Consider the following 24,591-nt stretch of genomic DNA (forward strand, 5'->3'; position numbering starts at 1 on the left):
CTTAACGGGCGCCGACGCCAAAGACCTCCCGGGCGTCGGCGATCTCCCCGGCCACGGCCGCCGCCGCCACCATGAGGGGGCTCATGAGGACGGTGCGGCCCCTGGGGCTTCCCATGCGTCCCTTGTAGTTGCGGTTGGAGCTGCTGGCGCAAAGCTCGTCCCCTTCCAGCCGGTCCGGGTTCATGGCGAGGCACATGGAGCAGCCGGGCATCCGCCACTCAAACCCCGCCTCGCGGAAGACCTCGGCGATCCCCTCTTCCTCGGCCTTCCTCGCCACCCACTCCGAGCCCGGCACCACCAGGGCCCGCACCCCCTTCTTCACCTTATGCCCCTTGAGGTAGCGGGCGACCTCCCGGAGGTCGGAAAGCCTCGCGTTGGTGCAGCTTCCGATGAAGGCCACCTGGATGGGCACCCCCTTGATGGGCTGGCCCGGCTTGAAGCCCATGTAGGCCAACGCCTCCTCTGCCACGGGGCGCTCCTCCTCCGGCAACTCCTCCAGGAGGGGGATCCTGCCGTCAATGGGGATGGCCTGGCCCGGGGTGATGCCCCAGGTGACGGTGGGGGGGATCTCCTCGGCGCGGAAGGTGACCACGTCGTCGTAGGAGGCGTCGGGGTCGGAGCGCCAAGCGAGCCACCTCCTCTTGGCCTCCTCCCACTCGGACCCCTTGGGGACGTAGGGGCGGCCCTCCAGGTACCGGAAGGTGGTCTCGTCGGGGTTCACGTAGCCGATGCGGGCTCCCCCCTCAATGGACATGTTGCAGAGGGTCATGCGGCTTTCCATGTCCATGGCCTCCACGGTGCTTCCCCCGTATTCATAGGCGTAGCCCAGGCCCCCCTTCACCCCCAGGTGGCGGATGATGTGGAGGATCACGTCCTTGGCGTAGACCCCGGGGGCGAGCCTCCCCTCCACGTTGATCCGCCGCACCTTGAGCTTCTGGGCGGCGAGGGTCTGGGTGGCGAGGACGTCCCGGACCTGGCTCGTGCCGATGCCGAAGGCCACGGCCCCGAAGGCCCCGTGGGTGGAGGTGTGGGAGTCCCCGCAGGCGATGGTCATCCCGGGCTGGGTGAGGCCGAGCTGGGGCCCGATGACGTGGACGATGCCTTGGTTCCCGCTTCCCAGGTCAAAGAAGGTGATGCCGTGCTCCCTGGTGTTCGCCCTCAGGGCCTCCAGCATGCTCTGGGCCAGGGGGTCCTGGAAGGGCTCGGTGCGGTCGTGGGTGGGGACGATGTGGTCCACGGTGGCGAAGGTGCGGTGGGGGTAGCGTACCCGAAGGCCCAGGTCCTTGAGCATGCCGAAGGCCTGGGGGCTCGTGACCTCGTGGAGGAGGTGGAGGTCTATGAAGAGCTGGCTCTGGCCGTTTCGGAGCTTCCTCACCTCGTGGGCTTCCCAAACCTTGTCGTAGAGCGTCTTTCCCATGAAACCCCCCTTACGCAAAACCCCCGGGTCCTTTGGGGCCCGGGGGATACGCGACGGTCATCCCTAGACCGGGCCCGCCCGGTCTAGGACTAGAGTCACCGCCCGCCGCATTGCCCCTAAGGGTAAGCCCTCGAGGCCTATGGGGTCAAGCTTGACGAGCGAAGCCGCCTCCCCTACAATGACCCTTGCGTCTGCCGGGGTGGCGGAATTGGTAGACGCGCATGATTCAGGGTCATGTGCCCGCAAGGGCGTGCGGGTTCAAGTCCCGCCCCCGGCACCAGGAGGCCCCCGCGAGGGGGCCTAAGCTTTTGCTACACTTAGGCCATGAAGCGGGTGCTTTCCGGCATCCAGCCCTCGGGGGAGATCCACATCGGCAACTACCTCGGGGCCATCAAGCAGTGGGTGGCCATCGGGGAGAGGCTGGGGCGGGACGCCTTCTTCTGCATCGTGGACTACCACGCCCTCACCAACCCCCTCGCCTACGACCCCTCTACCCTCGCCCAGCGCACCTTTGAGGCCGCCCTGGTCAACATCGCCGCGGGGCTTGACCCGGAGAGGGTCACCCTCTTCGTCCAGTCCCACGTGCCCGAGCACACCGAGCTCGCCTGGGTCTTCACCACCTTAACCCCCCTGGGGGACCTCACCCGCATGACCCAGTTCAAGGACAAGGCCAGCAAGCAGGAGACCGTCTGGTCTGGCCTCCTCATGTACCCGGTGCTCCAGGCGGCGGACATCCTCATCTACAAGGCGGACACCGTCCCCGTGGGGGAGGACCAGGTGCAGCACATTGAGCTCACCCGGGAGATCGCCCGCCGCTTCAACCACCTCTTCGGGGAGACCTTCCCCGAGCCCCAGGCCCTCTTAAACCCCGAGGCCCCCCGGGTCCCCGGGATTGACGGCAAGGCCAAGATGAGCAAGTCCTTGGGCAACACCATCGGCCTCCTGGAGCCCGAGGAGAGCATCTGGCAGAAGATCCAGCACCTCCCCGACGACCCCCAGAGGATCCGCCTCTCCGACCCCGGGGACCCCGAGCGCACCATCGTCTTCACCTACCTCTCCTACTTCGCCCCCAAGGAGGTGGTGGAGGCCCTGAAGGAGGAGTACCGGAAGGCGGGGGTGGGGACCTACGTGGTGAAGCGGATCCTCTTTGACCACCTCATGGAGGCCCTGCGCCCCATCCGGGAAAGGGCCGAGGCCCTGAAGAAGGACCCGGACTACGTGATGGATGCCCTCCTCGAGGGCGCCAAGCGGGCCAGGGCCGTGGCCCAGGCGACCATGGAGGAGGTGCGGGAGAAGGTGGGCCTTCTCCTGCCCAAGGGGCGCCCGGTCCTCCGGTGATCCGCATCGCCTTTCCCGGCTTTGAGGGGACCCCGGAGGCCCTGAGGGAGGCCCTGAGGCGGGGCCGCCTTTCCCCCAGGGCCATCCCCGTCCTCGCCGTGGTGGAGCAGGCCCTGGCCCAGGTGCCGGAGGACCTCCGGGCGAAAAGCGAGCTCCTCCCCCTCCTCGCCGAGCTTCTGGTGCTGAAGCTCTCCCCGGAAAGGGCCCTCCTCCCCAAGGAGGAAGGGGAGGAGGCCCCCCTGGTCCAGGTCCTCGTGGACCTCTCCGAGATGGTGGCCTTCCTCGAGGCCCGCTTGGAGCGGCGGGCGCGGCTTCTCCCCGTGGCCCCGCCCCCCCTGCCCAGGCCTGTCCTGAGGCTTTCCCCGAAGTCCCTGGCCGAGGCGGCCAAGGGCTTCCGCAGGGCCGTTCTCCGGCTTCCCCGGGAGGCCTTCGGGGTGCGGGAGGCCTGGGAGCGGCTCAAGGGAGCGATCCGGGGCCGGGTGGCCTTCCAGAGCCTGCCGCTTGCCACCTGGGGCGAGAAGGCGGTGGGCTTTGCCGCCCTCCTCGAGGCCTTCCGCCTGGGCCGGGTGCGCCTCTTCCAGGAAGCCCCCTTCGCCCCCCTTTACGTGGAGCCCGTGGGGCTCCTGGAAGGGGACCTGGAGCGCACCGCCTAGGGCGGGCGGGTACAATGCCCTTATGGACGAGGCGGCAAGGCCCCTGGAGCTTCTGGACGCCGAGGCCTACTTGGCCCTGGAGGAAAAGTCCCCCGTGCGCCACGAGCTCGTGGAGGGCGTGCCCTACGCCATGGCGGGGGCAAGCCTTGCCCACAACCGCACCGTGGGCAACCTCTACGCCCTCCTTAGGCCTGGCGCCTTGGCCAAGGGCTGCCGCATCTACACCGAGACCGTGAAGCTACGGGTCTCTGCCAGGACCTTCTACTACCCCGACCTCATGGTGGTCTGCCAAGGGGTTCCGCCCCACACCCACTACGAGGAGGCCCCCTGCCTGGTGGTGGAGGTGGTGTCCGAGGCCACCGAGGCCATAGACCGAAGGGAGAAGCTCTGGCGCTACCGGGAGCTTCCGAGCCTCGAGGCCTACCTCCTGGTGGACTCCCGGGAGAGGCGGGTGGAGGGCTACTTCCGCCAGGGGGAGGGCTGGCTCTACCGCCTGTGGGAGGGGGAAGGGGAGGTGGAGGGGCCTTGCCTGGAAGCCCGGTTCCCTCTAGAGGCGATCTACGAAGGGGTGGGGATTTAGGGGGTGCCCCATATCCATTGGCATAGCCGTGCCCGGAGGTGGTAAAAGCGCCGGGGGCTCAATTCGCCCAACTTTCCCAGCAAGGGGCCCTTGTCCACCACGGCAAGACGGCTGAGGCGCACCACGCTACTACGCTTGAGGCCAGTTCCGGGGAAATCGGGATCGGTTTCCAGGATCACTCTGGCATTTGTTCCAGCAGGGCCAGAATCTCTTGCTTTATCGCCTGTATTTTAACCCCGCCTAGGGCACTAGAGCCCGTAATGGGCCTCGGTGAGGTCCAGGTGCCCCTCTAGGCAGGGGAGGGGAAGCGTGCCTTCCTCGGCTTCCCGGTACACCCAGCCCTCTCCCTCCCGGTAGTAGCCAAAGGCCCGGGGGGTGCGGGAGTCCACCAAGAGGTAGGCCTGGAGGGTGGGCAGGGCCAGGTATTTACGGAGCTTTTCCCTCCGGTCCGTGGCCTCCGTGGAGTCCGAGAGCACCTCTATCACCAGGCAGGGCTTTTCCTTGTAGTATTCCCCGGGGTCTTCCTGGCAGACCACCATGAGGTCCGGGTAGTAGACCGTGGCCGCGTCCACCTTGAGCCGCATGTCGCTGGCGTAGAGGCGGCAGCCCCGCTTCCGGGCCAGGGGGCCAAGGGCCAGGACCAGGTTCACCACTACCCGGTTGTGCCGGTCGCTGGCCCCGGCCATGGCGTGGGGGAAGCCCTCCACCAGCTCGTGCTTCACCGGGGCTTCCCGCTCCAGGGCCAGGTACTCCTCCAGGGTGAGGGGCCGCACCGCCTTGGCCGCGCCCATGAGTAGAGTTTACCGCTAGAAAAGGCCCTGCTGCATCAGAACTGGCGGCTCCATCTCGGACGCGCAGGGCCAGGCTTCCCAAGGCGTGAGGCCGCTAGAGGGGGTGCTCGGCCCGGGGGCTTAGCGGAGGAAGGTGAGGACGGCCAGGGCCGCCGCCACGGCGGTGAAGTAGAGCATGAGCTTGTTGAAGGCGGTGTTGATCTCCGCCTTCACCTCCTGGCGGAGGCCCGCCATCTCCTGCCGTAGGCTTTGGATTTCCCCGCGCAGCTCGGTGGTCTCGGCCTTCACTTCCTGCCGCAGGCCGTTGAACTTTTCCTCCATCTCGCGGTGCAGGCCTCCGATCTCCGCCTTCACTTCTTGGCGGAGGCTCTGGATCTCTCCTTTGAGCTCCTGCCGGAGGCTTTGGATTTCCCCCCTCACTTCCTGGCGGAGGCCGACGAGCTTTTCCTCCACCTCCCGGCGCAGGCTGTTGAGCTTTTCCTCCACCTCCCGGCGCAGGTCCCCGATCTCCGCCTTGACCTCCTGGCGGAGGAGGTCCACCCGCCCCTCCAGGGAGGCCACCTGGCCCGGGAGGGTGGCCATGACCCCCTCCACGATCCCCTCCAGCTTGTAGAGGCGCTCCTCCGTGGTCATTGCCCTCAAGGTAGCACAGGTTGGGAGGACACCTCAAAGGGCGCGCCGCCTAACAAAGCCGATAGAGAACCCAGCGTTACCCTGGCTTGTGGACCTTTCTCCAAGCCAGGGCAGCCAAGACAAAGTGCCAGGGTTCCGTCCCGGGGGTGGGGAACCAAGCCAAGTAATAGAGGGCAAGGGACAGAAGGCCCGTCGCCATGCCCGTTGCCACGGGCGAACGGCTTCTCAACAAGGGGAGCGTTGGATAGAGCAGGAAAAGAGCCCAGAGAACCCCGTAAGGAAGGCCGTAGGCCAGGGCTTTGTCCAGGTAGGCGTTGTGGGCCTTGTCCCAGTTGCTTAGTCGTTGGAGGGCCAAAAACTCCTTTTGCCCCTCGCTTCTATGGTATTTGGGAAGCCCCTCCACGTTGTAACGGAGCAGGTACGTTCTGGAAGTGGGGGGGTCGTCCGCCTCCCAGAGGGGTGTTGCGGAGAGAAACCTCTCCGGAGGGGGCCAGTCGTACTCTAGCTGATAGAGGCGCAGAAGCTGCTGGAGGGGTACCCGTTCCTCCACCATGGCCCTTTGGAGCCCCAAGGGGCCCAGCTCCACGAGGAGCGTCTGAGGGTCTTGGGCGAGGAGGGAGAGGCCAATCCTCCACATCTCCAGCCTGGTTTCAAGGGTGCGCGAGGTGGTCAGGTCCTTCTTCCCAGCGAGGGTGGTGGGCCAGGCGGCGCTGCTTAGGAACGCCAGGGCCAAAGGGGCGAGGGCAGCCGCCCATAGCCGCCTTTCTCTGTGAAGTGCCGCCAGCAGGCTAAGCCCTGCTACGAGAGCGATGAGGGCGGTGCGGTTGGCGAGGCCTCCCAAGGCCGTGGCAAGGCCCAAGGCGGCGAGGAGCCAGTAACCCTTCCCCTGCCTTACCCAAAGCCCCAGGGCCAAGGGCACGAGGGGCAGGGCCAGCCCCGCGGCCATCCCGGGGTTGCCTATGGTCCCCGGGGGGAGCTGCGGGAGGTAGCCCAGGGGGATGGCCAGAGGGTCCAAGCCGCTCCTCTGCCAAAGCCACAGCACGCCTTGGTAGAGGGCAGAGAGCAAAAGGAAAACGGGAAGCGCCCTCTCTAGGCAGGGCTCCTTCTCCAGGAGCCCGAGTAGGCCGAGGGCGAAGAGGAGGAGGGCGCTTTGGTAAAGGGGGCCGTCCATCCGGTTCAGGGGGCCCAGGAGCCAAAAGCTCCCATCCTGGGTGGAGCCGTAGCTCAGGCTGGAGGAGAGGGCCAGCCAGAAGAGCTGGGCAGCCAGGAGGGCCGCCGCGAGCCTGGGGGCGGGCCTTCGGAGGCCGTAGGGCGCGAGGAGGACCGCCAGTAGGAGCAGGAGGAGGAGCTTGGGCACGTACCAGACCCCTTCCCTTTCCGCCCAGAGGGAGGGGGGGGAGAGGGCCCAGGGGTAGGCGGCGACCAGGGCGGCGGGCAACCAACAAAAAAGGGGGCGGAACCTCATCCCATGGGCTCCAAAGGGAAGGCCCGGGCTACTCCCGGCATGTAGCCCGGGCCTTCATAGGCCCTAATAGACGGCGGTGAATGTGTTGCCAGTGGTGGATTTCACAGTGATGGTGTAACGCCCGTCAGTAGAGCTGTAGGTGATCTTGCACTCCTCAACGCTAGACGGGTAGGTGTCAGGAGCCCCTTCGGCGGTGAGCCAATCCTGCTCGTTACAATCAGCGTTGTTCAAGTTGGTTGGAGCGGTGCCAGCGGTGTCCGCCGCCGCCACCCAGGTGGCCACCTGCCGGGCGAAGGCCTGCGCCGAAGACTCAATGGCCCGCTTACGGGCGTTCAAGACGTTCGGGATCAGCACCGCAGCCAGGATGGCGATGATGGCGATGACGATCAGGAGCTCAATCAGGGTGAAGCCTTTCGCGTTCCGCATACTTCTTTTCCTCCTAAGGTTTCCCGCGCCTATATCTATCGCGCGGCCATGAGTGCCTGAAGCCGACTTGCCTACCTCTTACCCAGCCTTGCTTCAACCTTCTTACCCCTTTCTCACCTCCCTTCTGGGGCCATTCTCCCGCTCGCCCCTTGCCCCTGTCAACCCCCCCTTTTGGCTGAGCTCTCATCACTTTCCTCCCCCCAGTTCCTGAAGCAACCTGACCAGCTCCTCCACCACTGCTTCCCTCCAAGGCGGGGGCCCCTGGGCCAGGGCGATCCGGCCCAGACGGAAGAGGCTTTGCCGCTCGGGATGGGCCAGAAGCCGGGGAAGCCATTCCCTGCCCTGCAAGCGCGCCCCCAGAAGGACCAAGAGCGCCATCCCCAAGGCCAGAAGCCATAACCACCCCCTGAGGCTCGCCCCCGTCCGCAGCCGATGGCGGTCCAGCCCAAACCCCTGCCCCTTCAGGTCCCTAAACCCCTCTTCAATCCACATCCGCCACCCATAGGGCGGCTCCCCCCCAAAAGGGCCCGAATAGGCCAGATACCAGGGATCCCGACCCCCTGGGTACACCAGGAGGGTGACTTCTACCCCCTCCCCACCGTGTCCGAAAAGGCGGACCTCCTCCCGCAGGGGGTGGACCACACGCCGGTAGCCCTCCTTCAGGGGAAGGCGCTTCCCCCCTTGGGGTTCCACCTCCCGGTTCTGCCGCAGGCGGATGAGGAAGCCCATGCCCCACCCCTGGAGCTTTCGCATCAGGGAGACCCGGTCAAAGCCGCGGTCCAGGAGGAAGAGGGGGGTATATCCCAGGTCCTGGACGGCGCGGCCCAGGCGGTGGAGGAACTCCTCCTCCACCCGGTTTTGACTGGGGAAAGGGGAGAGGGGGTGAAGAGCGAAGGCCACCACCAGGGCCCTTCCCTTGAGGGGAAGGGCGGCCACCAGGGCTTGGTGCCTACCGTCCTCTGTGAAGGTCCAGTCCACGATGAGGGGGAGGGGGCGGTCTTTGGGGAAACGAGGGACGAGGAGGGGGAGGAGGGCTTCGGTGAGGGCCCAGGGGTCTTGCAGGGTGGGGTGATGGAGGAAGCGCCAGAGGCGATTGAGGCGGCTTTGGGCCAGGGTGGGGAGGGGGGTTCTGCGGGCGAGGTCGGAGAGGGTGGGGTCCAGGGGGGTAGTGAGGAGGGTGGACAGGAAGAGGGCGAGGTTGGAGCGGATGGTTTTCCTGAGGGAGGCGAAGACCTTATGGACCCAGAGGGTGATAACTTGGGAAAGGGGGGTGGTGGGCGGCACACCTTACTTACCCCCCTCTTCTCTTCCCTTGTCAAGCCCCAGCCCTCAAAGTGATGAGAGCTCAGCCCCTTTTGGGGGGTCATCCTCAGGATGGGGGAAGGGTGTGAAAGCGGTGTGAAGGCCAGGCCCACCCCACCGCCCGGGGCGGGCCTGGGGATCACCTCCGGCTCAGGACCACGGGCCGGGGGGTGCTGTCGGTCTGGGTGTTGGGCAGGTCGCTGTTGAGGGCGTTGGAGTTTTGGATGTAGAACTGCCCCCCGCCGTTTCGGATGGTGCCTCCGAGGCTCACCGCTCCGCCGATAAAGGCTCCGGTACCGTTGAAGGTGATGGTCCCCCCCGCCCACATGAAGGCGTGGGTGTCCGCCCGGCCGTTGAAGGTGATGTCCCCCTCGCTCACCACTAGGAGGGCGCGGTTGTTCAGCAGGTCGGCCCCGCCGTTAAAGTTGAGGGACTGCCTGGAGGCGAGGGTGGAGTCGCCCTTGAAGGCGGCGGCGTTGTTGAGGTTGACGGTGCCGTTCGCGAAGAACTTGCTGTCCGTGGCCTGCACGTTTCCCAGGTTCAGCCCACCCTGGGCCGCTACCTTGACCCTTTCCAGCGTGGCGGCGCCGTTCACCTGGAAGGTGCCCCCCACGTAGAAGGTCACGTCGCGGAGCGTGGTGTTGTTGGGAAGGGTGACGTTCCCCTGGACGCAGACCCTGCTTCCGGAGAAGAGGGGAAGGGCTTGGGCCAGAAGGGCGTTGACGTCATTTCTGGGGGGTGTGACGCCCTTGCTTGCGAGGAAGGCCAGCAGCTCGCCCGCTTGGCCGGGGTCCAGGGAGGTGAAGGTGTGCTGGCAAAGGCCTTTGGTTTGGGCGTCCTGAAAGGGGCTTGTAACGCGGACCCCTAGGCTCCCCCCTAGGCTCCCTTGGCTGATCGCGTCCACGTCGGGTCTTTGGATGCGGGTCGCCTGGTCCCAGCGCACGGCTCTGCCCGTGACGGCGTCCAGGCACGTAAGGTTGGGGTCGGAGGGGATCTGGTACACCGGGCAGACCTGGTACCTGGGCGTGGAGCCGTTGCAGACCACCCTGTTGTTCCCGCTCGCATTGCACTGGGTGCCCGTTACCCCTTGTCCCCCCGTGATGGGCGGCGGGTTGACCTGGTTAATCCCGCGGCAGTTACTTCCGTCCTCGTCGCACACCCGGATCTGGCCCGAGAGGTTGGCGTAGCCTTGGTCGGCGTGGAGCCGGCTTCCCCAGAGGTCCACCCCCCCGTTGATGGTGATGCGCCCGCCGCTAATCCATCCCTGGCCAAACAGGGGGTTTTGCGCCTGAGTGGGAACGCTCTGGAGGCGCACCATGGCCACGGCGGTGTGCCGGGCGAGGCCCATCTGGCCCTGGCTTTCCACCCGGATCTCGTCCCCCTGGGGGTTCTGGGGGGTGAGGGTGACCTGGTAGCCTTGGCCCGAGAGGGTTTGGGGTGCGCTTAAGGCCGTTTTGCCGTGGAGGTAGGCCAGGGCGTGGTCCACGCCCGCCTCCGCCCGCTGGCGGGCCTGGGCCCGGTTCAGGAGGTCACCCCCGGTCTTAAGGTTGCCTAGGGCGCTTTGCACCATGGCCAGGGAGAGGGCGAGGACCGCCATCATTCCCACGAGGGCCACCACCAGCGCTATGCCTTTTGCGTTCATCCCACACCTCCTTTCAGCGCGCCAGGTTCGGCGTCTGCACGAGCCACAGCTTCTCCGCACGCAGGCGGCCGTCGCCTGCCGCAGGGGGCAGAGCCAGAAGGCCAGGGGAAAGTCCAGGGGGGTAGTCCAGGGTACTCCCCGGGGTGAAGGTGGGGGCGCCGCCCCGCACGGGGATGGAGGCCAGGAGGTAGAGGGCCAAGGCGCTCACCTTCGGGGTTGCGCCCTCGGCCCTCAGGTTCACGGCCTGCGCCTGGCGCTTCCAGGTGCCCCCTTCCAGGTAGGCCACCCGGAAGGCCTCTACCCGGATCTCGTCCCCTCCCAAGACGGGGTTGGTGGGCGAGGGCGTGCACCCCTCGCCGGTGCAGGCGCCCCAGCGGAGGACCCCCTGGCTCACCCCGTAGCCCGTGCCCCTGACCCGGCCCAGGCTTTCCCCACAGACCTCCTCCATCCCCGCCTCGCAGAGGAACCAGCCCGTAAGCCCGTCCCCCTCGGGGCTTGGGCTTAGGACCAGGGCCTGGCCCGTGAGGCGGTAGCCCACGGTGTAGAGCTCCCGGGCCAGGGCAAGGGCGGTGAGGCTAAGCTCGTCGGCGAGCCGCCCCCTCGCCCTTTCCCGCTCCCTGAGGATGGCGCTGGAGTTTTCCAGGGCCAGCACCACCAGGAAGAGGCCCCCTAGGAGGACAGAGGTCAGCAGGAGTTCTAGGAGCGAGAACCCGTGCCTTCTCATGGCCGATACACCACCGTTTCCAGCCGCTTTCCTTCCACCTCAAGAACCACCTGGAAGGCCCGCGCGTCCCCCGAGGTGGGGCAGGTGAGGCCGCCGTCCTGGGCCACGCCACAGGGGACGGCGGTGCAGGTGCCCTGCCTGCCCCCGAGGGTTAGGGCGCCGTTGCAAAGGGCGGGGACGCCCTGGGGGTCCTGCCTAAGCCTTTCCATGAAGTTTTCCATCTCCCGGACCACGGTCTGGAGCTCCCGCCCCCGCTGGCCCGCGCGTAGGCTTGCCACCTGCAGGGAGGTGAAGGCCAGCACCACCACGGCGAGGAGCCCCAAAGCTAAAATTACCTCCAGTAAGGTGAGACCTTTACGGGCACCCATCCCCGCTCACCTCGCGCACCCTTCCTCCCATGGCCACGCACAGGGTGAGGGTCCGTCCGCCCAGGCGCAGGGCCAGGCGCGCCCCTGTGTTGGGTCTCCCCAGGGCGTTGAAGCGAAGGCCGGGGGAGAAGCCGCTCCTCAGGTCCAGGGCCGCCCCGTACCCACTCGGGTCAAACCGGCGCAGGACGGCTTCCCCCGCGTCGCACGCCCGGTTTCGGTTTTCGTCCACGCAGCTTACGAGCCCCCGGCCCTCCGGGACCACCGCCACCCCCGTCCCCCTGCGGATGGCCTCGGTGCGGGCGGCGAGGAGGAAGGTCCTGAGTTCGGCCCCCGCCGCTCCGAGGCGGTAAGCGGCGCTGTAGTTGGTGTAGGCAAGACCGCCCAGGATGCCCAGGACGGCCAGGACCACGAGAAGTTCCAGCACGCTGAAGCCCTGCCTCGTCCAAGGAGCCATTTCGCTAAACCACTTTAGGAGCTCGCCCTCGGGTGCTCATCCCCCGAATGGAGGGTCGCTCCAGGCGGGCCCGGCCCTGTTGGGAGATGGCCACCTTGCGGGTGGCGTCCCCTGAGGTGAGGACGAGGGTGGCGGTGATGGGCTTGGCCGGGATGCCCCGGGGGTCAAAGAGGAGGGGCATGTTGCCCAGGGTGTTCTTCTCCGGGTCCAGGCGCGTAGCGGCGGTTGGCGTTCTGGTCCACGAAGCCTGGGCCCTTGTGGGCCACTCCACGGGGGAGGCCCGCCCGTTGCCGTAAACTCAGGGCCATGGTGGACGTCCTCGTGGTGGGCGCGGGCCCCGTGGGGCTTTGCGCCGCCCTTTGGGCCAAGCGCCTCGGCCTTTCCCACCTGGTGCTGGAGCGGGGCACGGTGGCGGAGACCCTTTACCGCTTTCCCCGGGACATGGTCTTCTTCTCCGAGGCCAAGAACATTGAGATCGGGGGCCATCCCCTGGTCGCCCAAGGCCCCAAGCCCACCCGGAAGGAGGCCCTCCTCTACTACCAGCGGGTGGCGGAGCGGGAGGGGCTAAGCGTCCTCACCTACACCGAGGCCCTGGCCATCCGGGGCCGGGAGGGGGGCTTTCAGGTCCTGGCCAAAGACCGCAAGGGGGAGCGGACCTTCTCGGCCCGGTACGTGGTGGTGGCCACGGGCTACTTCGGAAACCCGAACCGCTTGGGCGTCCCTGGGGAGGACCTCCCCCACGTCCTCCACCGCTACGAGGAGGCCGCCCCCTTCTTCGGGCGGGAGGTGGCGGTGGTGGGGGGGTCCAACTCCGCGGTGGAGGCCGCCTTGGACCTCTACCGCGGCGGGGCGAGGGTCACCCTCGTCCACCGGGGGAAGTGGGTCCGTCCCAGCGTGAAGTACTGGCTCCTCCCCGACCTGGAAAACCGGGTCAAGGAGGGGAGCATCCGGGCGGTGATGGAGGCCCGGGTGGAGGCCATCACCCCGGAGGGGCTTTGGCTTTCCCGCCCAGAAGGGCGGGAGTTCCTGCCCGCCGACTTCGTGCTGGTGCTCATCGGCTACCGGGCGGAAGACCGCCTCCTCAGGGAGGCGGGGGTGGCCTACGAGGGGGAGAGGCCCTGGCTTTCCCCAGAGGGGGAGACCTCCATCCCCGGCCTCTTCGCCGTGGGCTCCTGCGCCTACGGGCCCGACACCCGCTCCGTCTTCATAGAGAACGGCCGGGAGCAGGCCCGAATCGCCCTCACCGCCATCGCCGCCCGGGTGCGGGGCTTGACACCAAGGCCTTAGGGGGCTATCCTTAGCCCCAAGATGCGCGCCGGACTCGTCCTATCCCTAGCCCTGGTCCTAATCGTAGGGCCAGCGGGGGGTAGGGCGTAGCGTTTTAGGGCGCATCCCATAACCCCCCGGGCCAACCGGGGGGTTCAAGTTTAAGGAGGGGTCCATGAAGGGAGCGGAGGCACTTTTAAGGGCGCTGGAGCGGGAAGGGGTGGAGGTGATCTTCGGCCACCCGGGCGGGGCCATCATGCCCACCTACGACGCCCTCTACGATAGCCCCATCCGCCACATCCTGGTGCGGCACGAGCAAGGCGGGGTGCACGCCGCCACCGCCTACGCCCGCGCCAGCGGCAAGGTGGGGGTGGTCATGGCCACCTCGGGGCCCGGGGCCCTGAACCTGGTCACGGGCCTCGCGGACGCCATGATGGACTCCACCCCGGTGGTGGCCATCACCGGGAACGTCCCCCGGGCCCTCATCGGCACCGACGCCTTCCAGGAGGCGGACGTCACCGGGGTCACCATGCCCATCACCAAGCACAACTACCTGGTCCAGGACGTGAACGAGATCCCCCGGGTGGTGAAGGAGGCCTTCCACATCGCCGCCACCGGCCGCCCCGGCCCCGTGCTCATTGACATCCCCAAGGACGTCCAGCTGGAGGAGTTCACGGGGAGCTTTGACGTGAAGCTGGACCTCCCCGGGTACAAGCCCACCCTGAAGGGGCACCCCAAGCAGATAGAGAAGGCCCTGGACGCCCTGGAGAAGGCGGAGCGCCCCGTCCTCATGGTGGGGGGTGGGGCGCAGCACGCCCACGCCGAGCTCCTCGCCTTCGCCGAGAAGACGGGGCTTCCCGTGATCACCACCCTCATGGGCCTCGGGGCCTTCCCCGGGAACCACCCCCTTTGGCTTGGGATGCCGGGGATGCACGGCACCGTGGCCGCCAACCGGGCGATCCACCACGCGGACGTGATCCTCGCCATCGGCCTCCGCTTTGACGACCGGGTCACGGGTAAGGTCTCCCGCTTCGCCCCCCACGCCCACACCATCATCCACGTGGACATAGACCCGGCGGAGATCGGCAAGGTGGTGCGCACCCACATCCCCATCGTGGGGGACTCGAGGCTCGTCCTCAAGGAGCTCCTCAAGGGGGCGAAGGCCTTGAGGCTTGCCGCCTGGTGGCGGGAGCTCGAGGAGTGGCGCACCCGCTACCCCTTGCGCTATAAGCCCAAGCCCCACCTGCAGAGCCAGGAGGTGATCCGGGCCTTCCACGAGGCCACGGGGGGGCACGCCATCGTCACCACCGGGGTGGGGCAGCACCAGATGTTCGCCGCCCAGTTCTTCCCCGTGACCAGGCCCAGGAGCTTCCTCACCAGCGGGGGCCTCGGCACCATGGGGGTGGGGCTTCCCTTCGCCATCGGGGCCAAGATCGCCCGCCCCGATGAGCTCGTCCTGGATTTTGACGGGGACGGCTCCTTCCAGATGACCCTGCAGGAGCTCGCCACGGTGGTGAAGTACGGGCTGGACGTGAAGATCGTCATCCTGAACAACGGCTACCTGGGCATGGTGCGCCAGTGGCAGGACCTCTTCCACGCCCGCCGTTACAGCGAGGTCTACCTGGCGGACTCCAACCCCGACTTCGCCCGCCTCGCCGAGGCCTACGGCATCAAGGGGGTGAAGGTGGAGCGGAAGGAGGACCTCTGGAAGGGGGTGGAGGCCGTCTTGAACGCCGATGGCCCCGTGGTGGCCGAGTTCAAGGTCTACCAGGAGGAAGGGGTCTTCCCCATGATCCCCGCCGGGGGCGCCGCCGAGGACATGATCATAGAGCACCCCGCGGAGCGGGAGGAGGTGGAGGCGTGAGGCATGTGATCTCCGTCTTGGTGCAGGACCACCCCCGGGTCTTGAACCGCATCACGGGCCTATTCGCCCGGCGCGGCTTCAACCTGGAAAGCCTCGCCGTGGGCACCACCCACCTGCCGGGGCTTTCCCGGATCTGCCTCGTGGTCTCCGGGGACGACCGCACCCTGGAGCAGGTGGAGAAGCAGCTGAACCGGCTCATTGAGGTGCTGAAGGTCACGGACCACACCGAGCCCCACGTGGAGAGGGAGCTTTGCCTGGTGAAGGTCCACGTGGCGGGCCTCGAGGAGCGCCTCGCCGTCAAGGACATCCAGGAGGCCTTCCGGGCGAGGGTGGTGGACGTGGCCCAGAAGAGCCTCATCCTGGAGCTCACCGGGGACACCCAAAAGGTCAACTCCTTTATTGAGGCCTTAAGGCCCTACGGGATCCTCGAGGTCATGCGCACCGGGGCGGTGGCCATGAGCCGGGGGGACCGGGTCTTGAAGGTGCGGGAGAAAAAGGAGGCGGTATGAAGATCTACTACGAGCACGACGCGGACCTTGGCTTCATCCTGGGCAAGAAGGTGGCGGTCTTGGGCTTCGGCTCCCAGGGGCACGCCCACGCCCTGAACCTCAAGGACTCGGGGGTGGACGTGCGGGTGGGCCTGCGAAAGGGCTCTAGGAGCTGGGAGAAGGCGGAGGCCGCGGGGCTTAGGGTCCTCCCCGTGGCCGAGGCGGTGCGGGAGGCGGACATCGTCATGGTCCTCCTCCCCGACGAGAAGCAGGCCCAGGTCTACCGGGAGGAGGTGGAGCCTAACCTCAAGGAGGGCGGGGCCTTGGCCTTCGCCCACGGCTTCAACATCCACTTCGGCCAGATCAAGCCCCGCAAGGACCTGGACGTCTGGATGGTGGCCCCCAAGGGCCCGGGCCACCTGGTGCGCTCGGAGTACGGGAAGGGAAGCGGGGTTCCCGCCCTGGTGGCGGTCCACCAGGACGCTTCGGGTGCCGCCTTCCCCACCGCCCTCGCCTACGCCAAGGCCATCGGGGCGGCCCGGGCCGGGGTCATCCACACCACCTTCAAGGACGAGACGGAGACGGACCTCTTCGGGGAGCAGGCGGTGCTTTGCGGGGGGCTCACCCGGCTCATCCGGGCGGGGTTTGAGACCCTGGTGGAGGCGGGCTACCCCCCGGAGATGGCCTACTTTGAGACCGTCCACGAGGTGAAGCTCATCGTGGACCTCATCTACGAGGCGGGGCTTAGGGGTATGCGCTACTCCATCTCCAACACCGCGGAGTACGGGGACTACACCCGGGGCGACCTCGCCGTGCCCCTGGAGGAGACCAAGCGCCGCATGCGGGAGATCCTGCGCCAGATCCAGACCGGGGAGTTCGCCCGGGAGTGGATGCTGGAGAACCAGGTGGGTAGCCCCGTCTTGGAGGCCAACCGCAAGCGCTGGGCGGCCCACCCCATTGAGGAGGTGGGCTCGAGGCTTCGCGCCATGATGCCCTTCCTCAAGGCCAGGGTACTGGAGGAGGTAGGCTAAGGGACCTTGCGGGGCCCCTTCGGGGGCCCCGTGCGTTTTCGGGAGGTGGAAAATGGAAAGGGAACGGCACATCCGGATCTTTGACACCACCCTCAGGGACGGGGAGCAAAGCCCCGGGGTGGCCCTCTCCTTGGACCAGAAGCTGGAGATCGCCCAGGCCCTCGCCCGGCTCAACGTGGACATCATTGAGGCGGGCTTCCCCGTATCGGGGCCCATGGAGTTTGAGGCGGTGAGGCGCATCGCCACCGAGGTCAAGGGCCCCGTCATCGCCGCCCTCGCCCGCACCCACACCCTGGACATTGACCAGGCGGCCAAGGCCCTGGAGAAGGCGGAGAGGCCCAGGATCCACGTCTTCACCTCCGCTTCCAAGATCCACCTGCAGTACATGCTGAGGAAGACGGAGGAGGAGGTCCTGGAGATGGCGGATAAAATGGTCCGCTACGCCAGGAGGTACGTGGACGACGTGGAGTTCTCCGCCCAGGACGTGATGCGGGCGGACTGGGAGTTCGTCAAGAGGCTTTACGAGGTGGCCATTGAGGCCGGGGCCACCACCATCAACATCCCCGACACCACGGGCTACGGCACGCCCCAGGAGTACGGGGCCCTGATCCGCAGGATCCGCGACGAGGTGGTGCGGGGGCGGGACGTGGTCATCTCCACCCACACCCACGACGACCTGGGCCTGGCCACGGCCAACGCCCTGGCGGGCGTGGAGAACGGGGCGGGCCAGATTGAGTGCACCATCAACGGCATCGGGGAGCGGGCGGGGAACTGCGCCCTGGAGGAGGTGGTGATGGCCCTCTACGTCCGCCGGGACTGGTACAAGGCCTACACGCGGATCAACACCCGGGAGATCTACCGGGTAAGCCGCCTGGTGGAGCGCTACACCGGGATGCCCGTCCCCCCCAACAAGGCCATCGTGGGGGACAACGCCTTCGCGCATGAGTCCGGCATCCACCAGGACGGGGTCATCAAGCACCGGGCCACCTACGAGATCATGGACGCCGAGCTCATCGGGAGGCGGCCCGCTGTGCTCGTCCTCGGCAAGCACTCGGGCCGGGCGGCTTTTAAGAAGGCCCTCGAGGACCTGGGCTACAAGAACCTCTCCGAGGAGGAGCTGAAGAAGCTCTTCGCCCGCTTCAAGGAGATCGCCGAGAAGAAAGGCCCCCTCTCCGCCGAGGAGCTCCAGGCCCTGGTGGAAAGCGAAAGGGAGCCCGCCTCCCACTTCTTCCGGCTGGAGCACGTCCAGTTCTTCTCGGGCTCCGGGCTTTTGCCCACGGCCACGGTCAAGGTGAAGACCCCGGACGGGGAGAGGCTCGCCACCCACACCGGGGACGGGCCCGTAGACGCCGTGTTCAAGGCCATCCAGGAGGCCATCGGCCTGAGGCCGGAGCTTGAGCTCTACCGGGTGGAGGCCATCACGGGGAGCACCGAGGCCCTGGGCCAGGTCACGGTGCGCCTCCGGCTCGGGGAGCTCCAGGCCGTGGGGGTGGGGGTCTCCCCGGACATCATTGAGGCGAGCGCCTTGGCCTTTTTGGACGCCGCGGGGAAGCTCGCCTCGGGCCGGGCCACCCGGCACCCGCCCTCCATTGAGGAGGTGCACCGCGGGGTCTAGGCCATGGTGGAGATCCTGGACACCACCCTAAGGGACGGCACCCAAGGGGAGGGGGTAAGCCTCTCCGTGGACGACAAGGTGGCCATCGCCAAGCGCCTCGCCGCCTTCGGGATCCACCTCATTGAGGGGGGCTGGCCCGGCTCCAACCCCAAGGACGCCGAGTTCTTCCAGCGCATGAAGGGGGTGGACCTGGGGGCGGCGAGGCTTTGCGCCTTCGGGGCCACCCGCAGGAAGGGGCTTTCCCCGGAGGAGGACCCCTCGGTCTTGGCCCTCCTCGAGGCCGAGACCCCCGTGGTGGTCCTCTTCGGCAAGAGCTGGACCCTCCACGTCCTCGAGGCCCTGGAGACCTCCTTGGCGGAGAACCTCCGCATGGTTGAGGAGACGGTGGCCTTCTTCGCCCGGAAGGGCAGGCGGGTGGTCTACGACGCCGAGCACTTCTTTGACGGCTACAAGGAAGACCCCGCCTACGCCCTCGCCACCCTGGAGGCCGCCCTAAGGGGTGGGGCCGACACCCTGGTCCTTTGCGACACCAACGGGGGGAGCCTCCCCGAGGAGGTCTACGCCATCACCAAGGCGGTGGTGGAGCGGTTTCCTGGGGTGAGGATCGGCATCCACCCCCACAACGACGCCGAGCTCGCCGTGGCCAACGCCCTCGCGGCGGTGCGGGCCGGGGCCACCCATGTGCAGGGCACCATCAACGGCTATGGGGAGCGGTGCGGCAACCTCAACCTCACGAGCTTCCTCCCCACCCTGGTCTTTAAGTACGGGATCCCCGCCATCCCTCCGGAAAGGCTAAAGGGCCTAAGGGAGCTTTCCCACTTCGTGGACGAGCGGGCCAACCTCACCCCCAACCGCCGCGCCCCCTACGTGGGGGAGGCGGCCTTCGCCCACAAGGCCGGGGTGCACGTCTCCGCCGTCCTCAAGAACCCCCGCACCTACGAGCACATCCCCCCGGAGTGGGTGGGGAACCAGAGGCGCTTTCTGGTCTCGGACGTGGCGGGCCGCTCCAACCTCCTCGCCAAGCTCCAGGAGCTCGGGGTGGACCTCTCCAAGGAGGAGGCGAGGCGCCTTCTGGAGGAGGTCAAGGCCCTGGAGTACGAGGGCTACGCTTTTGAGGGGGCGGAGGCGAGCTTCTACCTCCTCGCCCACCGCCTGAAGGGCGGGAGCCTCCCCTTCAGCGTGGAGGGCTTTTCTGTCTTTGTCCACGGAAGGGGCCTGGATACCGCCTGGGCCGAGGCCACGGTGCGGGTGAGGGTGGGGGAGAGCCTCCAGCACACTGCCGCGGAAAGCCCCTTCGGGCCCGTCTCCGCCCTGGACCGGGCCTTCCGCAAGGCCGTGTTGCAGTTCTACCCGGAGCTTTCCGAGGTGGAGCTCACGGACTACAAGGTGCGCATCCTCTCCGGCCAGGAGGCGGGGACGAACTCCGGGGTGCGGGTCATGGTGGAGATGAAGCGGGGAGAGGAGCGCTTCGCCACCGTGGGGGCGAGCGAGAACATCCTCGAGGCCTCCCTCAAGGCCCTCACCGACGGGTACGCCTACGCCCTCCTCTACCCGGTGCCTACGCCCAGGGGAGCCTGACCCCGGGGAAGGCGGAAGGGCTCACCTCCTCCTCGGGGGAGAGGAGGCGGATCTCCCGGTACCGCCCGCCCCGGGGCCTTTGGTGGACCTCCAGGAGGTTCTCCTTCAGGTTCACGAGCCAGACCTCGGGGATGCCAACTTCGGCGTAGAGGGGAAGCTTCACCTCCCGGTCAAACTCCAAGGAGGTGTCGGCCACCTCCACGAGGAGGAGGACGTCCTCCGGGGTGGGGAGGCGGTCGGCGTAGCGCTCCAGGGGGGGCTTAAGCACCAGGAGGTCCGGCTCGGGCTCGGAGTCCTCGGAAAGCCTTAGGGGGGACTGGACCGCCACCACGGCCTTTCCCTTCAGGGCTTCCTGAAGCCTGGCGTCCAACTGCGCTACCTTGTGCACGTGCTTGGGTCCGATGGGGCTCATCCGGTAGACCTCCCCCCTTAGGAGCTCCACGTGGGGCACCCCCTGGAAGGCCCGCTCAAACTCCTCTACCCGGAAGCGGTAGCGGGTGGCCATGCCCCCATTATGCCCCCTGGCCCGAGTAGCGCTTGAGGCCGAGCCGCCAGAGGAGGCGGGAAAGCCCGAGGAAGAAGAGGCCCCAAAGGAGCATGACCCAGAGCCCGGGGAAGAGGGCCACTTTCTGCCCGGCGAGGAGGGCCGCGGGAAGGTAGACGAGGTAGGGGAAGGGGGTGAGGAGGGCGAGGCCCCTTAGGGGTTCGGGGAAGACCTCGAGGGGGGCGATGGTCCCCGAGAGGAAGAGGTAGAGGAGGAAGAAGACCTCCTCCACGCTGGTGGCCCGCTCGGTCCAGAAGGTGAGCATGGCGGTGGCGTACTGCATGGTGTAGCGGAGGAGGAAGGCGAGGAGGGTGAGGCCTAGGCCCAAGAGGAAGGCCCCGGGCTCGGGCAGAAAGCGGGCCTCGGGGAAGAGGGCGAAGAAGAGGAGGGTGAGGAGGACGACGAAGGGAAGCCGGGCGAGCCTTTCTGCGGTGTGGGCGGCCAGGTGATCAAAGAAAGGGTCCAGAGGCCTGAGGAGCCTAAAGGAGAGCCTCCCCTCCACCACGTCCCGCTCAAACTCCCACACCACCCAGACCACCGTGGCCTGGCGCACCAGGAAGACCATGAGGAAGTAGCGGGCGAACTCCCCCGGGCTTAAGGGGAAGTCCCCGCCCCTTGCGGCCTCGGTCCAGACCCCCATGAGGATCAGGGGAAGCGCCCCCGCCAGGGCCCAAAGGAAAAGCTCCGCCCGGTACTCCAGCATGTAGGCCAGGTAGACGGCGAGGAGGGTCCGCGCCTTTCTCATGCCTCCTCCACCGGAAGGGGGCTTTGGAAGACCTTGGCGATGACCTCCTCTAGAGGAGGCTCCCGGACCTCGAGGTCCTCCACGGGAAGCCTCTTGAGGATCTCCGCCACCCTCTCCGTGAGCCTCTCCCGGGGCACGAGGAGCCGGGCCTCCCGCCCCTCCAAGGCCCGCACCTCCCCGAAGGGGAGGAGGGCCTCTTGGGGAAGGGGGCTTCCCAGGGTGAGGCGCACCTCCCGGTAGGGGGCGAACCGGGCCAAAAGCCCCTCGAGGGCCCCGTCGTAGAGGAGCCTTCCCTGGTGGATCACCAGGACGCGTTCAGAGAGGGCGGCGATGTCCGCCATGTAGTGGCTCGTGAGGAGGACCGTGGCCCCATAGCGGCGGTTGTACTCCCGGAGGAACTCCCGGACCGCCACCTGGGCGTTCACGTCCAGGCCCAAGGTGGGCTCGTCCAGGAAGAGGACCTCCGGGCGGTGGAGGAGGGCGGCCAAGAGCTCGGCCTTCATCCTCTCCCCCAAGGAGAGCTTCCGCACGGGCTGGTGGAGCTTCTTTTCCAGGGAAAGCATCTCCGCAAGCTCCCCCACCCGCCTCCGGAACTCCCCTTCGGGGATCTCGTAGATGGCGGCGTTCAGGCGGAAGGAGTCCATGGCCGGGAGATCCCAGATGAGCTGCTGCTTGTTCCCCATGACCAGGGTGATCTTCCTGAGGAAGGCCTTTTCCCTCCTCCAGGGCACGTGCCCCGCCACCAGGGCCTTGCCCCTCGTGGGATGGACGAGGCCCGTGAGCATCTTGAGGGTGGTGGTCTTGCCCGCCCCGTTCGGCCCCAAAAAGCCCACCACCTCCCCGGGAAGGATCCGGAAGGAGACCCCCTCCACCGCCCGCACCACCTGGTACCGCCTCTTCAGGAAGTGGCGCAGGGTGCCGAGGAGGGTTTCCTCCTTCAGGGCCACCCGGTAGTGCCGGGTGAGGTCTTCCGCCATCACCATGGGGCTTGCGCCCACCATGCCTCCAAGTCTACCTTGGGAGGGTGCGCTACCTCCGGGTCTTGCGCCTCTTCCTCCTCACCTCCTTGGCGGCGGAGATGGAGTACCGGGCGAACTTCTACCTGGGCCTCCTCTCCTCCTTCCTCACCCTCCTCGGCGCCCTCTTCGGCCTCCTCCTCCTCTACCAGGGGGGGTACAGGCCCGGGGGGTGGCGGCTGGAGGAGGCCCTTTTGGTCCTCGCCGCCTTCACCCTGCTCCAGGGCCTCGCAAGCACCCTCCTCGCCCCCAACCTCAACAAGATCGTGGAGCACGTGCAGCAGGGGACCCTGGACTTCGTCCTCCTCAAGCCCATAGACCCCCAGTTCTGGCTCTCCGCGCGGGTCTTTTCCCCCTGGGGCCTGGGGGACTTCTTCCTGGGTTTGGGCCTCCTCCTCTACGCGGGGGTTCGCCTGGGCTTGGGCCTTGGGGGCTACGCCCTCTTCGCCTTTTACTTCCTCCTCGGGGCCCTCATGCTCTACAGCCTCTGGTTCCTCCTCGCCACCACCAGCATCTGGTTCGTGAAGATCTACAACGTGACCGAGGTGCTGAGGGGGCTCCTGGAAGCCGGGCGCTTTCCCATCTCCAGCTACCCGGCCCTCTATCGGGTCTTCTTCACCTTCGTGGTGCCCGTGGCCTTCCTCACCACGGTGCCCGCGGAGGCGGCCTTGGGAAGGGGAGAGGCCACTTTCCTTGCCCTCCTCCTCGCCCTCTTCCTCCTGGCCCTGGCCCGGGGCTTCTTCCTCTTGGCCCTTAGGAGCTACACCTCGGCGAGCAGCTAAAACTCCCGGAAAGAGAGAGGTGTGGTCTGGACCTTTTGCACGTCAAAGACCCTCACCGTGGGGAAGTTGGGGGGGGCCAGGGCGCTATCCGCGAAGCGGAGGTCGTAATCGTAGGTTTCTATGTATCCCGACTGTAGCCGCCCCAAGCCGTCAACGATGCCGCGAAGTTGATCGGCCGACTGGATAAGGCCTCCGAAGAGGCGGAGCTTACCCTGCTTGCCGCGGCCGCTGTAGTTCTCCACCGCCAAGCCCTTTCCCGAAGCCCCCGAGAGATAGGAGCCCCAGAGGTAGAGGTTGTCTGGCGCCTTTATAGGGCTATCCTCAATGTAGATGTTGTCGTTTTGGGACATCACCCCGAGGACCGTCGGAAGGGTTTGCCCTGCGCCCAGGGCGCACCGGGGCTTGGTGGCCAGGTAGCCGGGGTCGGTCACCTTGGTGGGGTCGCACTCGTAGACCAGGTCCCCCGTGAGGCCGATGGCCCCCACGGCGGTGATGTGGAGCTGGGTCTCCTTGGAGAGGGCTGGAGGGATCTGGGCGGGAGGCGGGTGGTCCGGGCAGTTGTCGGAACTCCCGGGGTAGTCCACGCCGCAAGGAAGGGGACCGGTGCGGGGGGGTCCCTGGAGGCTCTTGATCTGGCCCGTGACATAGATCTGTCCGGTCGGCCCCCCCGTACCCAGGGACGCGGGGCCGTTGGGCGTGCCCGTGTAGGTCCCGACGGGCGCTCCGTTTTTGGTGACGGCGGTAGTGTTGGTCGTGTAGTCCACGGTGATCACCCAGGTGTTGCTTCCTTGCTTGAAGGTGTAGACCTGCTGACCCGTTCCCGTGGCCCGGAGGACCAGCTGGTCCACGTTCCCCTGGACGTAGATACCTCCCTTGACGTTATTGCCGTCGTTGACAAGATAAACCCCGTTGGGCACCGAAGGGTTGCTGTTGCAATCTTTGCTGGGGGGATTGTGGAGACCCAGGGCGAAGCAGATTTCCTTAGCGGAGGGAGTAGAAGTGTCCTGGGGGTCCATGCCCAGGGCGGCCCGCTGCTGGGATAGGGTGGAGGTGGGGAGGTCAATCGGGGGCTGGCTACGCAGAAAGCCCTTCTGGAAGTCGGGCACCGTGCACGGGGGGCGGGAGTCGCCCCTCACCCAGACCCGGCTTCCCCCGGTGCACCCGTCCCCGCCCAGGCTCCAGTACCAGGCCCCGTCGTCGCTGGTGCTCACTACGTCCCGGAAGACGGGCCGTCCCCAGAAGCCCCAGTTGTGGTTGGCGTGGACGGGTCCGTTGAAGACCGTGCCCGTGGGGAAGAAGCCCGTTTGCCCCCCGGCGTCGTCCACCAGGAAGAGCCACTGGGAAAGGGAAGGCCTTCCGAGCTGGACCTCAAAGTATCCTTTTTCCTCCGCGCGACGCTTGGCGGTGCCTACTTGCCCAGTGGAGACCACCACGTAGTCGGCCCGGTAGGTCTGGGCCGTGGCCCCCTTGGTGTTTCCGCGGAAGCGGGTGACGGTGAACTGCACGGAGGCCTGGCCCTGGTCCACGGCTCCCGGGGGGAGGGAGCCGTAGCCCGTGTTGAGGAGGCTCTGGATGGCCGAGGCGATGCTGGGCCACTGGCTTTCCGGGAGCACCCAGTCCGTGGCGGGGTTCACGTTAAGGTTCATCTTCGGGGCAAGGATCCCCTTGATGTCTCCCCGGGCCACCTCCATGGCGTAGCGGGCGTAGGTGAGCCCGGCCTCGGCGGCGGCCCGCGCCTGGGCCGCCTGCAGGGTGGAGCGGGTCTGGCGGAGGTCCCCAAGGGTGCCCACGAAGAGGAGGCTCCCCACGATGGTCATCACGGCGGCCACCACCAGAACCGCGATCAGCGCGACGCCTCTACGGTGCATC

General features: G+C 67.3%; 25 protein-coding genes and 1 tRNA gene. 11 read left to right on the top strand and 15 right to left on the bottom strand.

The annotated features are described in order from the left end of the window. Position 1 precedes the first annotated feature (1 nt). Positions 2-1,417, bottom strand: a complete 1,416-nt coding sequence (gene leuC, locus TthTMY_RS03700; protein WP_096412572.1) for a 3-isopropylmalate dehydratase large subunit — start codon at positions 1,415-1,417, stop codon at positions 2-4. Between the two features lie 193 nt (positions 1,418-1,610). Here leuC and TthTMY_RS03705 point away from each other — a divergent pair. The 4 genes from TthTMY_RS03705 to TthTMY_RS03720 all read left to right on the top strand — a co-directional run bounded on the left by TthTMY_RS03705 (position 1,611) and on the right by TthTMY_RS03720 (position 3,988). Further along, positions 1,611-1,697: transfer RNA gene (locus TthTMY_RS03705), tRNA-Leu, on the top strand. Between the two features lie 44 nt (positions 1,698-1,741). After that, positions 1,742-2,755, top strand: coding sequence for a tryptophan--tRNA ligase (gene trpS / locus TthTMY_RS03710; RefSeq protein WP_096412576.1), 1,014 nt, complete (start codon positions 1,742-1,744; stop codon positions 2,753-2,755). Beyond that, complete coding sequence (locus tag TthTMY_RS03715) at positions 2,752-3,408, top strand: chromosome segregation protein ScpA (protein WP_096412578.1); 657 nt, start codon at positions 2,752-2,754, stop codon at positions 3,406-3,408. The genes trpS and TthTMY_RS03715 overlap by 4 nt, the downstream gene beginning before the upstream one ends. A gap of 22 nt (positions 3,409-3,430) precedes the next feature. Then, a complete protein-coding gene (locus tag TthTMY_RS03720) occupies positions 3,431-3,988 on the top strand; it encodes a Uma2 family endonuclease (protein WP_096412581.1) in 558 nt (185 codons plus the stop codon). A 248-nt stretch (positions 3,989-4,236) separates the two neighbouring features. Here the strand turns inward: TthTMY_RS03720 and TthTMY_RS03725 are convergent, their stop codons facing one another. The 10 genes from TthTMY_RS03725 to TthTMY_RS03770 all read right to left on the bottom strand — a co-directional run bounded on the left by TthTMY_RS03725 (position 4,237) and on the right by TthTMY_RS03770 (position 11,974). Next, positions 4,237-4,779, bottom strand: a complete 543-nt coding sequence (locus TthTMY_RS03725) for a Uma2 family endonuclease (RefSeq protein WP_096412583.1) — start codon at positions 4,777-4,779, stop codon at positions 4,237-4,239. Positions 4,780-4,899: 120 nt separating this feature from the next. Beyond that, entirely contained in the window at positions 4,900-5,412 is a 513-nt protein-coding gene (locus TthTMY_RS03730; protein ID WP_096412586.1) for a CorA family divalent cation transporter, read from the bottom strand. A gap of 76 nt (positions 5,413-5,488) precedes the next feature. Further along, positions 5,489-6,850 carry a hypothetical protein gene (locus TthTMY_RS03735; protein ID WP_223903426.1) on the bottom strand — a complete coding sequence of 454 codons (1,362 nt, stop codon included), beginning with the start codon at positions 6,848-6,850 and terminating at the stop codon, positions 5,489-5,491. 90 nt (positions 6,851-6,940) lie between these two features. Continuing rightward, positions 6,941-7,303, bottom strand: a complete 363-nt coding sequence (locus TthTMY_RS03740; RefSeq protein ID WP_096412593.1) for a prepilin-type N-terminal cleavage/methylation domain-containing protein — start codon at positions 7,301-7,303, stop codon at positions 6,941-6,943. Positions 7,304-7,489: 186 nt separating this feature from the next. Then, the gene (locus TthTMY_RS03745) at positions 7,490-8,587 is read right to left on the bottom strand and encodes an IS4 family transposase (protein ID WP_096410480.1); all 1,098 of its coding nucleotides are present in this window, start codon (positions 8,585-8,587) and stop codon (positions 7,490-7,492) included. A 157-nt stretch (positions 8,588-8,744) separates the two neighbouring features. Continuing rightward, entirely contained in the window at positions 8,745-10,247 is a 1,503-nt protein-coding gene (locus tag TthTMY_RS03750; protein WP_096412596.1) for a pilus assembly PilX family protein, read from the bottom strand. A gap of 13 nt (positions 10,248-10,260) precedes the next feature. Then, positions 10,261-10,971: a prepilin-type N-terminal cleavage/methylation domain-containing protein gene (locus tag TthTMY_RS03755; protein ID WP_096412599.1), complete on the bottom strand. Its 711-nt coding sequence runs from the start codon at positions 10,969-10,971 to the stop codon at positions 10,261-10,263. After that, positions 10,968-11,294 carry a type IV pilus modification PilV family protein gene (locus tag TthTMY_RS03760; RefSeq protein WP_223903427.1) on the bottom strand — a complete coding sequence of 109 codons (327 nt, stop codon included), beginning with the start codon at positions 11,292-11,294 and terminating at the stop codon, positions 10,968-10,970. Before TthTMY_RS03760 ends, TthTMY_RS03755 begins: the two co-directional genes overlap by 4 nt. A 31-nt stretch (positions 11,295-11,325) precedes the next feature. Further along, positions 11,326-11,793, bottom strand: a complete 468-nt coding sequence (locus tag TthTMY_RS03765) for a GspH/FimT family protein (RefSeq protein WP_096412604.1) — start codon at positions 11,791-11,793, stop codon at positions 11,326-11,328. Between the two features lie 4 nt (positions 11,794-11,797). Further along, positions 11,798-11,974: a hypothetical protein gene (locus TthTMY_RS03770; protein ID WP_223903428.1), complete on the bottom strand. Its 177-nt coding sequence runs from the start codon at positions 11,972-11,974 to the stop codon at positions 11,798-11,800. A gap of 125 nt (positions 11,975-12,099) precedes the next feature. Here TthTMY_RS03770 and TthTMY_RS03775 point away from each other — a divergent pair, with 125 nt between their 5' ends. From TthTMY_RS03775 to cimA, 6 genes are all read left to right on the top strand, one after another. Beyond that, positions 12,100-13,080: a YpdA family putative bacillithiol disulfide reductase gene (locus TthTMY_RS03775; protein ID WP_096412608.1), complete on the top strand. Its 981-nt coding sequence runs from the start codon at positions 12,100-12,102 to the stop codon at positions 13,078-13,080. A 154-nt stretch (positions 13,081-13,234) separates the two neighbouring features. Then, a complete protein-coding gene (gene ilvB, locus TthTMY_RS03780; protein WP_096412610.1) occupies positions 13,235-14,923 on the top strand; it encodes a biosynthetic-type acetolactate synthase large subunit in 1,689 nt (562 codons plus the stop codon). Then, positions 14,920-15,432 (top strand): acetolactate synthase small subunit, encoded by a 513-nt coding sequence (ilvN, locus tag TthTMY_RS03785; protein ID WP_096412614.1) that lies wholly within the window; start codon positions 14,920-14,922, stop codon positions 15,430-15,432. The genes ilvB and ilvN overlap by 4 nt, the downstream gene beginning before the upstream one ends. Continuing rightward, positions 15,429-16,442 carry a ketol-acid reductoisomerase gene (ilvC, locus tag TthTMY_RS03790; protein WP_096412617.1) on the top strand — a complete coding sequence of 338 codons (1,014 nt, stop codon included), beginning with the start codon at positions 15,429-15,431 and terminating at the stop codon, positions 16,440-16,442. Before ilvN ends, ilvC begins: the two co-directional genes overlap by 4 nt. A 52-nt stretch (positions 16,443-16,494) precedes the next feature. Continuing rightward, entirely contained in the window at positions 16,495-18,057 is a 1,563-nt protein-coding gene (locus TthTMY_RS03795) for a 2-isopropylmalate synthase (RefSeq protein ID WP_096412620.1), read from the top strand. 3 nt (positions 18,058-18,060) lie between these two features. Next, the gene (gene cimA, locus TthTMY_RS03800; protein ID WP_096412622.1) at positions 18,061-19,635 is read left to right on the top strand and encodes a citramalate synthase; all 1,575 of its coding nucleotides are present in this window, start codon (positions 18,061-18,063) and stop codon (positions 19,633-19,635) included. Here the strand turns inward: cimA and TthTMY_RS03805 are convergent. The 3 genes from TthTMY_RS03805 to TthTMY_RS03815 are packed head-to-tail and all read right to left on the bottom strand — an operon-like array spanning position 19,616 to position 21,925. Next, on the bottom strand, positions 19,616-20,140 hold the full coding sequence (locus TthTMY_RS03805) for a Uma2 family endonuclease (protein ID WP_096412626.1): 525 nt from the start codon (positions 20,138-20,140) through the stop codon (positions 19,616-19,618). The genes cimA and TthTMY_RS03805 overlap by 20 nt on opposite strands. 7 nt (positions 20,141-20,147) lie before the next feature. Then, a complete protein-coding gene (locus TthTMY_RS03810) occupies positions 20,148-20,924 on the bottom strand; it encodes an ABC transporter permease (RefSeq protein WP_096412629.1) in 777 nt (258 codons plus the stop codon). Continuing rightward, positions 20,921-21,925 carry an ABC transporter ATP-binding protein gene (locus TthTMY_RS03815; protein ID WP_418952563.1) on the bottom strand — a complete coding sequence of 335 codons (1,005 nt, stop codon included), beginning with the start codon at positions 21,923-21,925 and terminating at the stop codon, positions 20,921-20,923. Before TthTMY_RS03815 ends, TthTMY_RS03810 begins: the two co-directional genes overlap by 4 nt. Before the next feature lie 23 nt (positions 21,926-21,948). Here TthTMY_RS03815 and TthTMY_RS03820 point away from each other — a divergent pair, with 23 nt between their 5' ends. Further along, positions 21,949-22,722, top strand: a complete 774-nt coding sequence (locus TthTMY_RS03820; RefSeq protein WP_096412632.1) for an ABC transporter permease — start codon at positions 21,949-21,951, stop codon at positions 22,720-22,722. Here TthTMY_RS03820 and TthTMY_RS03825 read toward each other — a convergent pair. Then, positions 22,719-24,590 carry a DUF4900 domain-containing protein gene (locus TthTMY_RS03825; RefSeq protein WP_223903429.1) on the bottom strand — a complete coding sequence of 624 codons (1,872 nt, stop codon included), beginning with the start codon at positions 24,588-24,590 and terminating at the stop codon, positions 22,719-22,721. The genes TthTMY_RS03820 and TthTMY_RS03825 overlap by 4 nt on opposite strands. Position 24,591: the final 1 nt, after the last annotated feature.

It is taken from the genome of Thermus thermophilus (genome assembly GCF_019974155.1).
GTDB lineage: Bacteria > Deinococcota > Deinococci > Deinococcales > Thermaceae > Thermus > Thermus thermophilus_C.